Here is a 14,347-nt window from a genome sequence, read left to right on the forward strand (position 1 = left end):
TGCCGCAACAAGTTAGGGTTCCAGCATGGACATCATCCTGGTACCCGGTTTCTGGTTGGATGCCTCTTCGTGGCAGGAGGTGGTCCCGGCACTGGAGGCCGCGGGACACCGGCCGCATCCACTCACGCTGCCCGGCCTTGAATCCCTTGACGCGGACCGGTCAGGCATCAGCCTCCAGGACCACATCGACTTTGTGGTTGCCGCCATTGACGCTCTCGAGGGCAAGGTGGTCCTGGTGGGCCACTCGGGGGGCGGCGCCGTCATCCACGGCGCGCTGGACGCGCGCCCGGACCGGGTGGAACGAGCCATTTACGTGGACAGCGGTCCTCTGGGTGAAGGCGACGTGATCAACAACGAACTGCCGGCCGACGGCGACGACATTCCGCTGCCGCCGTGGGAAGGCTTCGACGATGCCGACCTCATTGACCTCGACGACGGACTGCGGGAAGCATTCCGCGCACGTGCCATCCCGCAACCCAAGGGAGTGGCCTACGGCAGGCAGCACCTGCACGATACCCGCCGCTATGACGTCCCGGCCACCGTGATTGCGTGCGAATTCCCCTCCTCGCTGCTCCGCGAATGGATCGACGCCGGCCACCCCTATGTCGCCGAACTGGCGCGGGTCCGCGACGTGGAGTTCGTGGACCTTCCCACGGGACACTGGCCCCAGTTCACCAAGCCGGCGGAACTGGCACGGGTGATCCTCGCAGCCGTTGACCGGAAGGGCGACGACGCGAGCCAGTAACGGCTGCACCTTGCTTAGCCCATCATTCAGGAGTTTCTTCCCAACCCCTTGCGCGGCAGCAGCGCCGTCTCCATAATAAATGAATGCCATTCATTTATTCATCCGCTTTTCCGCCTGCCGCCCCAGCATTGACGCTCGACGCAGCCCCCGCCCGCATGCCCGCCGAATGGGAAACCCACCAGGGCACCTGGATGGCCTTCCCGCCGCCCAACCACACCTTCGGCCCATCCGGGAGCCCCACCCTTGACCGCGCCCGTGGGGCCTGGGCGCGCGTTGCGCGCACCATCAGCCGCTATGAACCGGTGACCGTGCTGGCTGACCCCCGTGACACGACGGCCGCCAGGGAGTGGCTCGGGGAGGGCATCACCGTCCTTGGGGTTCCGCTCGATGACGCCTGGCTGCGTGACAGCGGGCCAACCTTCACCCGCCGTCCGGACGGTACCGTGGCCGCCGTCGACTGGGTGTTCAACGGCTGGGGCGCCCAGCAGTGGGCGCAATGGGGCAAGGACCGGAGCGTGGGCCGGGTGCTGGCGGCGCACGCAGGGGTACCGGTCAATCCGAGTTCCCTGGTCAACGAGGGCGGCGGCTTCCACGTGGACGGCGAGGGAACGGTCCTTCTCACCGAAACGGTGCAGCTGGATCCCCAGCGAAACCCGGGCGCCACCAAGGAATCGGTGGAAGACGCGATCCACGAGGCCTTGGGAACCACCAAGGCCATCTGGCTGCCCCGCGGACTCACCCGTGATTACGGTGAATTCGGCACCCGCGGGCACGTGGACATCGTAGCTGCCTTCGCCGGCCCGGGCACTGTCCTGCTGCACCGCCAGGACAATCCCGCCCACCCCGACCATGAGGTCTACCAGGAACTCCATTCCGCCCTGGCCGGGCAGACCGACGCCCAGGGCCGGCCGCTGCGCATCATCGATGTGCCCGCCCCTGCCGCCCTTGAAGACGACGAGGGGTTCGTGGACTGGTCCTACATCAACCATTACGTGGCCAACAACGCAGTAGTCCTCTGCAGCTTCGATGACCCGAACGACGCCGTTGCCGCAGGAATACTCGGACGCGCCTATCCGGGCCGCGCCATAGAACTGGTGGACGCGCGGGACATCTTCGCCTTTGGCGGCGGCATCCATTGCATCACCCAGCAGCAGCCGGTGCCGGCCGGGCGACAGGAGGCGGCAGCGTGAGCCCGTTCACCGTGGTGGAAGCAGGTATCAGGCAACTCCGCGAAGCACTGGAAGCGGGTCGGGTCTCGAGCGAGGAGCTGGTCCGCGAGTACCTGCAGCGGATCGAGGCCTACGACAGGTCCGGCATCCGCCTGAACTCGGTGGTGGTACTGAACCCCGCGGCCATTGCGGAGGCGAGGGCCTCCGACGAACGGCGGGCGCGGAACTCCGCCCTGGGCCCCCTTGACGGTATTCCCTATACCGCCAAGGACAGTTACCAGGTGGCGGGACTGACGGTAGCGGCCGGATCACCGGCCTTCAAGGACCTGGTGGCCCGGCGCGATGCCTTCACCATCGAGCGGCTGCGGTCCGGCGGGGCGGTCCTGATCGGCCTCACCAACATGCCGCCCATGGCCAACGGCGGCATGCAGCGCGGCGTGTACGGCCGGGCGGAAAGCCCCTACAACGCGGAATACCTGACCGCGGCGTTTGCCTCCGGATCCTCGAACGGCTCCGGAACCGCCACGGCTGCCAGCTTCGCCGCCTTCGGCCTCGCGGAGGAGACCTGGTCTTCCGGCCGGGCGCCGGCGTCGAACAATGCACTCTGCGCCTATACCCCCTCGCGCGGCGTGATCTCGGTCCGCGGCAACTGGCCGCTGGTTCCCACCATGGACGTGGTGGTTCCGCATACCCGCACCATGGATGACCTCCTGGAGGTGCTGGACGTGGTGGTGGCCGACGACGCCGAAACCCGCGGCGACTTCTGGCGGATGCAGCCATGGGTTGACGTGCCGAAGGCGTCCGAGGTGCGCCCCGCCTCCTATCTGGAGCTGGCCGTCACGGACCCCGCAGCTGCGGCGAACGTCCTGGCCGGCAAGCGCCTGGGGGTCCCGCGGATGTACATCAATGCCGATGCCGAGGCCGGCACGGCTCCCGCCCCGGGGATTGGCGGGCCCACCGGGCTGCGCATCCGGACCAGGGCTTCCATCATGGATCTGTGGGATGCTGCCCGCCGCGCGCTCGAGGCGGCCGGGGCGGAAGTGGTGGAGGTGGATTTCCCGGTGGTCTCCAACTATGAAGGCGACCGGCCGGGCGCGCCCAGCATTGCTACGAGGGGCCTGGTGCCACCCGAATACCTCCGCAGGGAGATCGTGGACCTGGCGGCCTGGGCCTGGCACGACTTCCTGGACGCCAACGGTGACCCGAACCTCTCCCGGCTGTCCGACGTCGACGGCGCCAGCATCTTCCCTGCCCCGGACGGTTCGCTGCCGGACCGGTACCACGGGTTTGAGGACGACATCAGCGATTACCCGGCGTGGATACGGGACAACGGGGTGCCGGTCCTGTCCGGGATTCCCCATCTGGCCGAAGGGCTGCGCGGCCTGGAGAAAACTCGCCGGATTGACCTGGAAGAATGGATGGACGGCCTGGTCCTTGATGCGGTGGTGTTCCCGGCCGCCGCGGATGTCGGGCCTGCCGACGCCGACCGCAACGAGCACTCAGCAGAGCAGGCCTGGCGCAACGGCGTCTGGGTGTCCAACGGCAACCTGGTCCCCCGGCATCTGGGCATCCCCACGGTAACGGTCCCGATGGGACTGGCTGCGGACATCGTCATGCCGGTGGGACTGACCTTTGCAGGCAGGGCCTATAGTGACACCTGCCTGCTGCAGCTTGCAGCCGCTTTCGAAGCCACCGGCCGCCGTCGGGTCCCGCCGCCGCGCACCAGCTCCGCCGCCCGGCAGGAAGGGAACGGACGCGCCTTGACAGCCTGATTGTTAGCGCTGACAGTTGAGGGAGCCATTTCCACCACCGACCGGAAAGCCGACTCAATGAAGAACTGGGCAGGGAACCTCGAGTACGCCTCATCGGAGGTCCGGCAGCCGTCGTCAGTGGAAGAACTGTCAGACATCGTGGCCGGGGCCCGCCGGGTCAAAGCCCTGGGATCCCGCCACTCGTTTAACCGGGTGGGTGACACCGACGGCGTCCACGTGCTCCTGGACGGTCTGCCCCGGGAGATCGAACTGGACCCGGAGCGCCGGACCGTCCGTGTCAGCGGCGGGGTCAGCTACGGAACGCTGTGCCGCTCGCTGGAACAGTCCGGGGTGGCCATCCACAACCTGGCGTCCCTTCCGCATATCTCCGTGGCGGGTGCGGTCCAGACGGGAACGCACGGATCCGGGGTGGACAACCAGTCCCTGGCCGGCGCCGTCGAAGCGATCCACCTGGTGCGGCCCTCCGGTGAACAGGCGTCCCTCTCCCGCGTGGACGGCGACGAATTCCTGGCCGGCGTGGTGGGTCTCGGCGCCCTGGGCATCATCACCGGCCTGGAACTCAGCGTCCGGCCGAGCTTCCGCATGCGCCAGCGCGTCCTGGAGAACCTGCCCTGGGACCGCGCGCTGGCCAACTTTCCGGAAATCGTGTCCAGCGCCTACAGCGTCAGCCTCTTCACGGACTACGCCGGCGGTTCCATCAGCCAGGTGTGGCTCAAGGCACTGGATTCGGAGCCGCCGCTGGGTGAGCTGTTCGGTGCCACAGCCGCCCGCACCCCCAGGCACCCGCTGCCGGACATGTCCGCCGAGAATTGCACGCTCCAGATGGACGAGCCGGGCCAGTGGCTGGACCGCCTGCCCCATTTCCGCCATGAGTTCACACCCAGCAAGGGTGAGGAACTGCAAAGCGAATTCATCCTGCCCTTGGAGCACGCCCCGGCCGCCATCGAGGCGGTGCGGGGGCTCGCGCCCAAGCTCGCGCCGCTGCTGTTTGTCTCCGAGATCCGCACCGGTGCTGCCGATGAATTTTGGCTCAGCCCCTTCTACCGGCAGCAGAGCGTGGCCCTCCACTTCACGTGGAAGCCGCTGCAGCCTGAGGTGGAGGCGGTCCTGCCGGAACTTGAGGAGGTACTTCGGCCCTTCGGAACCCGACCGCACTGGGGCAAACTGTTCTCCCCGGCCGGCCATGACTGGGAGTCGCTCTACCCGCGTTTCGCCGACTTCCGCTCGCTGGCATCGGCCCACGATCCTGACGGGAAGTTCCGGAACGCGCTGCTGGACAGCATCCTCGGCGTTCCGGCGGCGAGCAGGCGCTAATCAGCAGGAATTGAGCAGGGGTCCTGCCGGGATGCCCTGTTCCGGCACGCGTTTGCCTCGGACCGATAGGCTGGGCTGATGAAACGCCGCCTTGCCGCCCTGTCCGCCGCTCCCCTGTTCCTGCTCCTCGCCGGCTGTGGTGCCGTTGAGGAGGCTGCTGGCAATGCCGCCAGCGACGCCGCCTCCAAGGTGGCCGCCGCAGGCGCTGCCGAAGTGAAACGGCAGGCCTGCGCGGTGGTGCAGGACGGCCTGGTCAGCGTGGAGGACAAGCAGGCGCTGGCCGGCCTGGTCTCCGCCGCACGTACAGCCGGAGTACCCGCAGAGATCACGACGCCGTTAGGCCAGATCGCCGCGGCCGGAGACGAAGTGCCGGGCGAGTCCGTCCAGGCACTCAAGGACGCCTGCGCGGCTTAGCTGCGCTGCCTGGCAGCCCGCCCGGCGTCGGACAAGCCTCTGGGGCGGTCGGGCCGCACCTCAGGGGCGGGGCTGGTCCACGCCGCGGAGGCCGCTGCCGCGGCCGCCTTGGGGGCGCCTCACCGTGCGGTGTTCAGTGGCGGCAAACGGGACTACGCCATGCTCCCGGTCCGCAGGCAAGGCACTCACAAACTTTGCCAGTTCCTCGCTGAGGACCTTCCAGCCAATACCTGGATCATCCGGATATGCGTTGATTTCCGCCCGGCGCGCAGCTTCCAGGGCCGCGGCGCCGGATTCCGTTAATTCAACTTTGAACTGCCTGCGGTCGGTGGACTGGCGGGTCCTGGTGATATGCCCGGCGCCCTCCAGCCGGATTAATACGCGTCCCAAGGTCTGGCTCTGGACGCGGATGGCCTCCGCGAGCTGCTCCTGGTTAAGGGGCCCGGCGGCCAAATTTTCCAAAGCTATGACGGCAGCCCGTGTCAGGCCCAAGTGCGCCAAGGCATCGTCCTGCCGCCTTTGCACCAGCCGGGCTGCCAACGTAATCAGGCGATAGCTGGTCCGGGCATCTGGATCAAGGTTGCTGGTCATCGGGCCGTGGCCTTCCTGTGGGTGGCGAAGTGCAGGGTGTGATCACCTCTTCTTGCGTCGCTACATTCTCTACAATAAGCATGCTTAGCATCAGATTCGCAAGTAGGCTTACTATCACTGCGGCCAAAGACCCTGCCCGGCAGCCATATATTCGGCAGCCCTTGCGTATCAAAAGGGAAGTGTGCTTAGTATCTAATTAGTAACCATGCTTACTACTAGCCAGCACTGCTGGTTCTTGATCGCCAGCTGACCCTTCATGAAAGAGAGCCCGATGACAGAGAACCAATGGCCCCAGACATCCAGCCCTGCTACCACCGATACTTTCGGTGCACCGGACACAGGCGCTGAAGAACGCTACGGCACCTCCCCCGCCGGAGGCTCCAAGAGCCAGGCGGCAAAGGAAGAAGCTTCGCAGGTTGCCGACCAGGCCGCCTCCGCAGCCCAGGGCGTTGCCCAGACCGCCAAGGAGGAAGCCGCGCATGTGGCCTCCGAGGCGAAGACCAGTGCGCAGGATCTTCTGCACCAGGCGAAGTCGGGCCTGACAAGCCAGGCGGGAACGCAGCAGCAGAAGGCAGCGGAAGGCATCCGCTCCATTTCCAGCCAGCTGCAGAGCATGGCCGCTGCACCGGACCAGCAGGGCGTGGCCAGCGACCTGATCCGCCAGGCTGCCAGCACCACCGAAACGGTAGCCTCCTGGCTTGAGACCAAGCAGCCGGGCGACCTACTCGGCGAAGTCCAGAGGTTCGCCCGCAACCGCCCCGGCACGTTCCTGCTGGTCGCAGCCGGCGCAGGCGTCCTGGCCGGACGGCTCACCCGCGGCCTCACGGCGGGAGCACCCGAGGCACAGGCGGCAGTCCAGGGCGTTTCCCCGCAGCGGTCGGTTCAGCCCCAGCCGGTTGCGCCCCTTCAACCGGAGACTGTCTATGCCGCCGGCACTGACGACCTCTTTGACGAGCCGGCAGTAGGCACGAGGGCTCCGGTGTCCACCTCAACCCTCCCCGGGGGGACTGCAGTAGACAGCCCCCTGCGGTACGAGGATGACCCCTACCGCGATGAGGACGGCAGCTACAGCGCTGCCGACGGCACTTACCGTTCGACGGAAGGACGCCAGCTGTGAGTAGTTCTATTCCGGAGATGCCGCCGAGTGAGGCGCACCTGAAGGCTGATAACGCCTCGCTGGGTGAGCTGCTCGGGGACGTGACCCGCGACCTGTCCACGCTGATGCGCCAGGAAGTGGAACTCGCCAAGGCCGAACTCAAACAATCCGCGACCAAGGCCGGCAAGGGCTCGGGCATGCTCGCCGGCGCAGGCGTGGCCGGGCACTTCGTGCTCGTCTTCCTGTCCCTGGCCCTGATGTTCGCCCTCGGCGCCCTGATGCCCCTGGGCTGGGCCGCCCTGATCGTCGCCGTGGTCTGGGGCATCACCGCCGCGGTCCTGGCCTCGATCGGGCGCAAGGAACTCAAACAGATCAAGGGCCTGCCCCAGACCGGCGAGACCCTGTCCGAAATTCCCCCAACCCTAAAACCAGGTGAGGTAAACCGATGAGCGATAACCCGGACGCAATCCGTTCAGACATAGAAGCCACCCGCGCCCGCCTGGGCACCAACGTTGACGCGGTCGCCGACAAAGTCACCCCGTCCAACATCGTCCACCGCCAAACCGACAAAGTAAAAGACGCGGTCACCGGCGTGAAGGAGAAAATCATGGGCACAGCAGACTCAGCCACCAACACCGTCAACGACCGGATGCACTCCGGCGCCGGGCACACCAGCAACGCGATGCACTCCACCGGGGACACCCTGCACGGGGCCAGGGACAACGTGGCCTCCACGCTGTCCGACGCCGGCACCGCGATCTCCAACGCCCCGGACCAGGTCAAAGCCAAAACCCAGGGCAACCCCCTGGCCGCGGGCCTGATCGCGTTCGGCGCCGGGATGCTCATCTCCTCCCTGATCCCCGCCAGCGACAAGGAACGCGAGGCAGCCCAGCAGCTCAAGACCGCCGCCGAGCCCCTCGCCACCCAGGTCACCGACGCCGCCAAGGACATGGCCCAGGACCTCAAGGAACCCGCCCAGCAAGCCATGGAAAACGTCAAAGCCACCGCCACCGACGCCGCCCAAAACGTCAAAACCGAAGGCCAACACGCCGCCACCGACGTCAAAGACCGCGCCACCGACGCCACCTCCAACGTCAAAAACACCTAGGCCAAACACCCAACGGCCCGCCGTGGCACCCGCATGGCAATAGGCGCGCCGCAAAGGCACATAAGCACCACTGACAGGCCGGCCCCGCCAACCCGCGGAGCCGGCCTGTCAGGTTCAGGCCCCAATCGAGAGGACACCCCATGGCCACTCACGACTCTTCCGAAACCAGCACCGCCAAGGCGGGCCAGGCACCGGATCCGGACGACTCCAGGAAGCCGGATAGCCCCAAGGAATTAGACAAGCCAAACTGGAAATACATCGCCAGGAAGACGCTGCGCGAGTTCACCAAGGACCAGTGCCCTGACCTCGCCGCAGCCCTGACCTACTACGCGGTCTTGTCGCTGTTTCCGGCCATCCTGGCGCTTGTGTCCCTGATAGGGCTCTTTGGCGACCCGCAGAAGACCACCAATGCGCTCCTGCAAATCGTCAGCGGTTTTGTCCCGGCCGAGACTGTTGACACGGTAGGCGGGGTGGTGCAAGACCTGGCAAACGCCCCAGCGGCAGGATTCACCCTGGGCATCGGCCTTGCCACCGCACTGTGGTCGGCTTCCGGGTACGTGGGCGCTTTTGGCCGGGCAATGAACCGGGTCTACGAGGTGGATGAAGGCAGGCCCTTCATCAAGCTGCGCGGCACAATGCTGGTGGTCACGCTCCTGGCTGTGGTTATTGTTGCCGTCCTGGCCGGCATGCTGGTGCTCAGCGGCCCGGTGGCAGAGGCCGTGGGCGGCCTGATCGGCCTCAGTGGCGTTTTCCTGACCGTATGGAACATTGCCAAGTGGCCGGTGATGATCGCGCTTATCGTCGCCATCATCGCCGTACTGTACTACGCAACACCCAACGTCAAGCAGCCCAAGTTCAAGTGGATGAGCATGGGCTCCGGCATCGCACTGTTCGTCTTCCTGCTGGCCTCCCTTGGCTTCGGGTTCTACGTGGGCAACTTTGGAAACTACAACAAGACCTATGGCGCCCTTGGCGGCGTCATCGTCATGCTCCTGTGGCTGTGGATCCTGAACATGTCCCTGCTATTCGGCGCGGAGTTCGACGCCGAGATGGAGCGGGGAAGGCAGCTGCAGGCCGGCATTGAGGCGGAGGAAACCATTCAGCTGCCGCCGCGGGACACGAAGAAGAGCGAAAAGTTGCAGAAACAGGAAGAGGAAGACATCAGGCACGGCCGCGAGCTCCGCGAGAAATACAGCGCCGCCAACGGCCAGGATGAGGCTTCCGGTGGGAATGACGTCGGCGGCAAGAACGATGCCCAGCCTACAGAGCCGCACCGGGAAAGGGTCCGGGACAAAGTCCGGGACCGCGCCCACGGCGGAGAAAGCACCGAGAAGAACTAACGGCAACCGGGCCCCGGCAGGAGCGCTGCCGGGGCCCGCCGCCGGGGGCTAGGCAGGACTTCCAAGATAGGGGAAAATTGATAGCGGAGGTCCTGTTATCTTCCCGGGTTTGGCATGGTGGCCCGGGTGTAGGCGGGGCCGGCGGCGAGATGGCCTCTTCTGAGACCGAGGCCAGTCCCCCCAGTCGCCGTCGGCCCCCTCGATTCAGGACGGAATCCCTGGCCTGGGTGGACGGCCTAACTGGACAAAGTGTGCCGCCTGCCATACCTTCATGATTATTCTGCAAGGCCTTTCTGGGCCGGGCAGGGCCGCTGAAGCAGAAACGGCGGCATCACGGTCGAACCCGAATGAGCGAACATGCCTGCTACACATTTTGAAGAATTTCTTGCCGAAGCAGTTGTCGCGGACAGGGAACCGGGCCTTGGCCTCGGACGCGATGAGCTGTACGGTCTCTACACCAGTTGGTGCCTTCTCCACAAGGCTTCGCTCCAGCCGCCGGAAGCACTGTGGGCGGCGTTGCAGACACACGAAATCAACCCGGACAGCAACAACCTGTCGATGACCGGACCCGCGGCCGCGGACTACATCGTGGCCAGCGCCCCTGACCTGGTCTGAGCATCCCCCGGCTTTGCGGCCAACTGCCTGGCGGATCCAGCCAGCGACCTGTTGAACAACACCCCAGGCTGGCTAGCATGGGAGAACGGCATGCGCATTGCCGCAGGCCACAAGCCGAAGGGAGAAATGCCATGGGTTTGGACGACAAGATTGACAATGCCGCCGAGAAGATGGGCGGCAAAGCAAAGGAAGCGGCCGGTAAGGCAACTGATGACGAAAGCCTCCGGACTGAGGGCCAGATGGACCAGACCAAAGCTGACCTGAAGCAGGCCGGCGAAAAGGTCAAGGACGCATTCCGAAAGGACTAGTCCTCCTGGAAATGGTCCGCTGCGGAAACGCAGCGGACCCTTTCCGTTTAAGCCGTCCAGTCCCGCGCTGGCCTAATTCTCCGGCGCCAGTGCGATGTCCATGCCGAGCGTGCGCAGGTAGGCGCCGAACCCCTGCGGGGCCCGCGCCTGTGTCCGGCCCGAGGTCCGCACCCTGACGGTGTCAGTGGCCCTTACGTCAAACCCCTTTTCCCGCAGCCGCGCCGCCAGCACCCGGTCCTCATGTGCGAGGTGGCGCGGGAACCCGCCGGCCTGAAGGTATGCCGAGCCGCGGATGCCGAAATTTGCTCCGAACACATGCGGATGGTCTTCCGCGAACGGGTGCATGGACTCCCAACGGCTTAGCAAGTCCGGCGTGACACCCGCAGGATCCACTTCCACGGACCCGAGGACCGCATCGGCCCCCGCTGCAGCTATCTCCAGTTGACCCACGAGCCAGTTGTCCGGAACAACCGAATCGGCGTCAGTGTTGGCCAGCCACAGTCCTGCCGCGGCCTCAGGACCGTCGTCGCTTAAAGCGCCGAGCACCTGCCAGATCCCGGCACGCCTGCTCCGCCCGACGCTGCGGAAGGCGACCGGCACGGCAGAAAAACAGCTGTTCCTGGCAGTGAAGGTGGCTGCAATGGCAGCAGAACCATCGGTGCAGGAGTCAAGGACCACAAGTACCCGCACGCCAATTCCAGGCTGGGCCAGCTGCAGTCTCGAAGCGGCGGCCGTAACGCCGGTGAGGGCGGCGTCCAGGTGGTCTTCCTCATTGTGAACCGGGATTACCACGGCCACCCTCTCAACCGGCGTCAAGGGGCAGGCACCGAGGCGTTGGGCGCTATCAGGGTTTCAAGCAGGAAGTCGCGTTCCCGGTACAGGCCGGCAGTGGGCCACGCCAAACGGTCCCGTGCCCGCGTGTGGACCCTTTCGCCGTCGAGCGCCCAGCCCGAGATGGGATGCCGCCAGTGGCACAGCACCAGGGCGGCGCCCGGCACAACGGATTCCCTGATCCTTTCGAGCAACACATCGAGCTCATCGGCGGCGAGGTAATACCCCACCTCGGACATCACCACAAGGTCGTAGCTTCCGTCGGGCCACTCACCGGGAAGCGTCAGTTGCCTGGCTGCTACTCCCGGGAAAGGGGCCAGGCGTTCGGCTGCCTGTTCCAGGGCGGCGCCGCTGGCATCGACGGCCAGCAGGTTCGTGCACCGTGCAGCAAGATCGGCTGTCAGCATCCCGATGGAGCAGCCGAGCTCCAGCCCGGAGGCATAGTGTTCGGCGGGCAGCGCTGCCAACGTCAGCGCGCGCTTCCGCCGCTCGTACCAGCTGGTGGTGTAGTGCCAGGGGTCCGGTTCCCTGGAGTGGACACCGTCAAAGATGCGCCGGGCGTCCTTGCTGGTATGGGGCGCCTTGCCGGCGGCATCCTGCTTTCCGGCCGGAAACTCCTGCGGAGCAGTCCAGGCGAAAGTTTCAAAGGGCCGGGAGAAATGGCGCAGGAAGGACTCATCCAGGAGGACTTCGTCGCCGGGGTGCGGCGAAAGGGGCCGCGTCTGGCTGGTGTGCTCCTGCAAGGCCTGCGCCTTTAAGGACTCTTCGCCTGGTTCTAATGGCAGCCGTACCCAGGACTGCCAGTCGGAGTGCCCGGGCCCGGCCCAGTGCCAGTACCAGATGGGGTACTCCAGCAGGGCATAACCGCCGTCGGCAGCAACAGCAGCGGCGGCGGCGCCCAGGGCATCGTGGTCTCCGTGCCCGTCGGCCCGGTAGGGCGCAACAATGGCGAGCCGGCCCGCAGGGCCGGCCAGCCCCGCCGCGGCCTCACTGACACAGCGGGTGATGGCCCCGGCGTGCTCCGCCAGGCCGCTGTCCGGCAGGCCATGGTAGCGCCAGCGGTCTTTGAGCCCCAGGGATTCGAGGGCAGCTGCGAACTCTGCCAGGCGGATGGCGGTCAGCTCTTCCCGGGAGACGGTGGTGGAGGCGGGGTGTGAGGCCTCCCCTGCCGTGAACAACAGCACCTCCACCTCTGCGCCGAGTGTTTGAAGCCGTGCCAGCAGGCCGCCCGCTCCGAGCGTCTCGTCGTCCGGGTGGGCGGCCAGGACCAGGAACTTCATGGCGGCGAGCTCCTGCGGACCCAGCGGAAGTTCCGGAAGGACTGCGAGTCCCCCTCCCGCCCAGGCGGACTCGTCAGTCCCCTCGTCCGTGTGCAGGAAGGTCACCACCACGCGTCACCCTTCAGGGCCAGGGCGCCCAGCTGGGCGTCGTCGCGCATGCCATGGTGCTGGCGGACGTACAGGGCCAGGTCGGCCGTCCGTTTGGCATACTTCTCGTCGAAGGCCAGCGGGGCCGGGCCCCGGTTGCTGCCGACCACCGACAGGACGCGTTCGACGGCGCCGGCACAGGTTCCGCGCACCCGCAGCGCATCGCTCCACGCCGATGCCTGCCCGGCGGTCCCCTGCCCGGCAGCACCCTGCCCGGCAGTTCCCTGTTCCAGGGAGTCCCGTTCCCGGCGGTCAATGCGCTCCGCCGTTCCTGCCAAATACTGCAGTGTGGAGGTAAGGAGGCGGTCCAGTTCGCCGAGTGAGGCAAGCGCAATCTGGTCAGGCTCCCGGCCTGAAAGAATTCCGGCATGCAGGGAATCCCGGTAATCCCGGGCAATGCCCACAGCTCCGCCAAGCCAGCACGCGGCCACCCCCATGCCGCCCCAGGCAAACCCGGGCCTGCTGAAATACCAGTTGGTTCCCTGCAACGGCTCAGCGGGGACCCTGTCGAACCGCACCGGCCCGCTGGGAATTTCCCGCAAACCCCGTGCCACCCACGCCGGTTCCCCGCAGGTCACGCCGGGGTGGCGCAGGTCCACTGCAAAGGCCGCCCGGCCGCCGTCGTCCGTGTGGGCCGTGACCACCGCGTGGTCAAGCAGCGGGGCCAGGGAGCACCAGGGCTTGGACCCGGTGAGGAAAACCGAGGAACCCTTGGCTTCCGCCTTGAGCCGGAAGCCTTGACCTTCCGCGGCGAATACACCCCACGTCCCCGTGGCATGGGCAGGATCATGGCCCGCCTGCGCAAGGATGGCCAGGGCATCCAGGTGCGGCTCGAAGACGCGGGCAGCAGCGACGTCAATCGCGGCCACCGTTGCCAGGAGCTCCCAGAGAAGCCCGGTATTGCCTTCGCCGGGCCGCGGCCACTCCTTCCCGGCGTCGCGGGCCAATGCAAGCAACGCGGGGGCGTCGCCGACGGCCGAGGAGACGGCCTGGAACAAGGCATCCACGCCGCCAGGCCGTACCCCGTTCGCGGACAGCCGGACCAGTGTGTGTGGGCTGGCCGGCGCGTTACCGGCCGGTGATGGGCTGTGTTCTTCGGAGAGTTCCGGCATCGGGGCGGCGGCGCCTACTTGCCTGCCGGCTCGGTGACGGATGCCGTGGCCGCCATGGTCTCGGCGTTGACCATCCACGCAAGCTGCTCCAGCCGCTCGATGGCCGCGTGGAGCAGGTCCGCGCTGGTGGGATCCTCCTCATCCACTTCATCATGGACATCCCGCATAGTCTGGACCGTACGCTCCAGCCTGGCCGTAATGAGCTTGACCGTCTCTTTCGTGGAGGTCAGCCCTGCGGGAAATTCGTCCAGCCGGCTGCCGGCCGCGACAGTGCCGCTGCGGCCATCCGGAAGGGCGTGCAGGGCGCGCATGCGTTCAGCAGCCTGGTCGGCGAAGAGCCGGGCAGCGGCAATAATCTCGTCAAGCTGCAGGTGCAGGTCACGGAAATTCGTGCCCACAACGTTCCAGTGGGCTTGCTTTCCCTGCAGGTGCAGTTCTATGAGATCGGTAAGCACCGTCTGCAGATTGCCGGCCAGGGTGGGTGACGCTTTCATCAGTTTCCTCC

Annotated in this window: 16 protein-coding genes; 11 read left to right on the forward strand and 5 right to left on the reverse strand. The window is 66.5% G+C overall.

Annotated elements, in window-relative coordinates:
* The first annotated feature begins 25 nt into the window (after positions 1-25).
* The 5 genes from ACQ3DC_RS13020 to ACQ3DC_RS13040 all read left to right on the forward strand — a co-directional run bounded on the left by ACQ3DC_RS13020 (position 26) and on the right by ACQ3DC_RS13040 (position 5,414).
* On the forward strand, positions 26-745 hold the full coding sequence (locus tag ACQ3DC_RS13020; RefSeq protein ID WP_430752427.1) for an alpha/beta fold hydrolase: 720 nt from the start codon (positions 26-28) through the stop codon (positions 743-745).
* An 83-nt stretch (positions 746-828) separates the two neighbouring features.
* Positions 829-1,935: an agmatine deiminase family protein gene (locus ACQ3DC_RS13025; RefSeq protein ID WP_430752428.1), complete on the forward strand. Its 1,107-nt coding sequence runs from the start codon at positions 829-831 to the stop codon at positions 1,933-1,935.
* Positions 1,932-3,686, forward strand: coding sequence for an amidase (locus ACQ3DC_RS13030; protein WP_430752429.1), 1,755 nt, complete (start codon positions 1,932-1,934; stop codon positions 3,684-3,686). The genes ACQ3DC_RS13025 and ACQ3DC_RS13030 overlap by 4 nt, the downstream gene beginning before the upstream one ends.
* A gap of 57 nt (positions 3,687-3,743) precedes the next feature.
* Entirely contained in the window at positions 3,744-5,000 is a 1,257-nt protein-coding gene (locus tag ACQ3DC_RS13035; RefSeq protein WP_430752430.1) for a D-arabinono-1,4-lactone oxidase, read from the forward strand.
* A gap of 78 nt (positions 5,001-5,078) precedes the next feature.
* Positions 5,079-5,414, forward strand: coding sequence for a hypothetical protein (locus ACQ3DC_RS13040; RefSeq protein WP_430752431.1), 336 nt, complete (start codon positions 5,079-5,081; stop codon positions 5,412-5,414).
* A gap of 60 nt (positions 5,415-5,474) precedes the next feature.
* Here ACQ3DC_RS13040 and ACQ3DC_RS13045 read toward each other — a convergent pair whose 3' ends face one another.
* Complete coding sequence (locus ACQ3DC_RS13045; RefSeq protein ID WP_430752432.1) at positions 5,475-6,005, reverse strand: MarR family winged helix-turn-helix transcriptional regulator; 531 nt, start codon at positions 6,003-6,005, stop codon at positions 5,475-5,477.
* A 271-nt stretch (positions 6,006-6,276) separates the two neighbouring features.
* Here ACQ3DC_RS13045 and ACQ3DC_RS13050 point away from each other — a divergent pair, with 271 nt between their 5' ends.
* From ACQ3DC_RS13050 to ACQ3DC_RS13075, 6 genes are all read left to right on the forward strand, one after another.
* On the forward strand, positions 6,277-7,122 hold the full coding sequence (locus ACQ3DC_RS13050; protein ID WP_430752433.1) for a hypothetical protein: 846 nt from the start codon (positions 6,277-6,279) through the stop codon (positions 7,120-7,122).
* Between the two features lie 17 nt (positions 7,123-7,139).
* Positions 7,140-7,550 carry a phage holin family protein gene (locus ACQ3DC_RS13055; protein WP_157242809.1) on the forward strand — a complete coding sequence of 137 codons (411 nt, stop codon included), beginning with the start codon at positions 7,140-7,142 and terminating at the stop codon, positions 7,548-7,550.
* The gene (locus tag ACQ3DC_RS13060; RefSeq protein WP_430752434.1) at positions 7,547-8,209 is read left to right on the forward strand and encodes a DUF3618 domain-containing protein; all 663 of its coding nucleotides are present in this window, start codon (positions 7,547-7,549) and stop codon (positions 8,207-8,209) included. Before ACQ3DC_RS13055 ends, ACQ3DC_RS13060 begins: the two co-directional genes overlap by 4 nt.
* Before the next feature lie 140 nt (positions 8,210-8,349).
* Positions 8,350-9,549, forward strand: a complete 1,200-nt coding sequence (locus ACQ3DC_RS13065) for a YihY/virulence factor BrkB family protein (RefSeq protein WP_430752435.1) — start codon at positions 8,350-8,352, stop codon at positions 9,547-9,549.
* A 357-nt stretch (positions 9,550-9,906) separates the two neighbouring features.
* Entirely contained in the window at positions 9,907-10,164 is a 258-nt protein-coding gene (locus tag ACQ3DC_RS13070) for a hypothetical protein (protein WP_157239502.1), read from the forward strand.
* A gap of 131 nt (positions 10,165-10,295) precedes the next feature.
* A complete protein-coding gene (locus ACQ3DC_RS13075; protein WP_157239504.1) occupies positions 10,296-10,472 on the forward strand; it encodes a CsbD family protein in 177 nt (58 codons plus the stop codon).
* A 72-nt stretch (positions 10,473-10,544) separates the two neighbouring features.
* On the opposite strand, the gene ACQ3DC_RS13080 is transcribed toward ACQ3DC_RS13075, so the two are convergent.
* The 4 genes from ACQ3DC_RS13080 to ACQ3DC_RS13095 are packed head-to-tail and all read right to left on the reverse strand — an operon-like array spanning position 10,545 to position 14,336.
* Positions 10,545-11,264 carry a glycosyltransferase gene (locus ACQ3DC_RS13080; protein WP_370460457.1) on the reverse strand — a complete coding sequence of 240 codons (720 nt, stop codon included), beginning with the start codon at positions 11,262-11,264 and terminating at the stop codon, positions 10,545-10,547.
* Positions 11,265-11,284: 20 nt separating this feature from the next.
* Positions 11,285-12,691: a PIG-L family deacetylase gene (locus tag ACQ3DC_RS13085; RefSeq protein ID WP_430752459.1), complete on the reverse strand. Its 1,407-nt coding sequence runs from the start codon at positions 12,689-12,691 to the stop codon at positions 11,285-11,287.
* The gene (locus ACQ3DC_RS13090; RefSeq protein ID WP_430752436.1) at positions 12,685-13,842 is read right to left on the reverse strand and encodes an acyl-CoA dehydrogenase family protein; all 1,158 of its coding nucleotides are present in this window, start codon (positions 13,840-13,842) and stop codon (positions 12,685-12,687) included. The genes ACQ3DC_RS13085 and ACQ3DC_RS13090 overlap by 7 nt, the downstream gene beginning before the upstream one ends.
* Positions 13,843-13,856: 14 nt before the next feature.
* A complete protein-coding gene (locus ACQ3DC_RS13095) occupies positions 13,857-14,336 on the reverse strand; it encodes a Dps family protein (RefSeq protein WP_430752437.1) in 480 nt (159 codons plus the stop codon).
* Positions 14,337-14,347 lie beyond the last annotated feature (11 nt).

This window comes from Paenarthrobacter sp. NEAU-H11 (genome assembly GCF_050573415.1).
GTDB lineage: Bacteria > Actinomycetota > Actinomycetes > Actinomycetales > Micrococcaceae > Arthrobacter.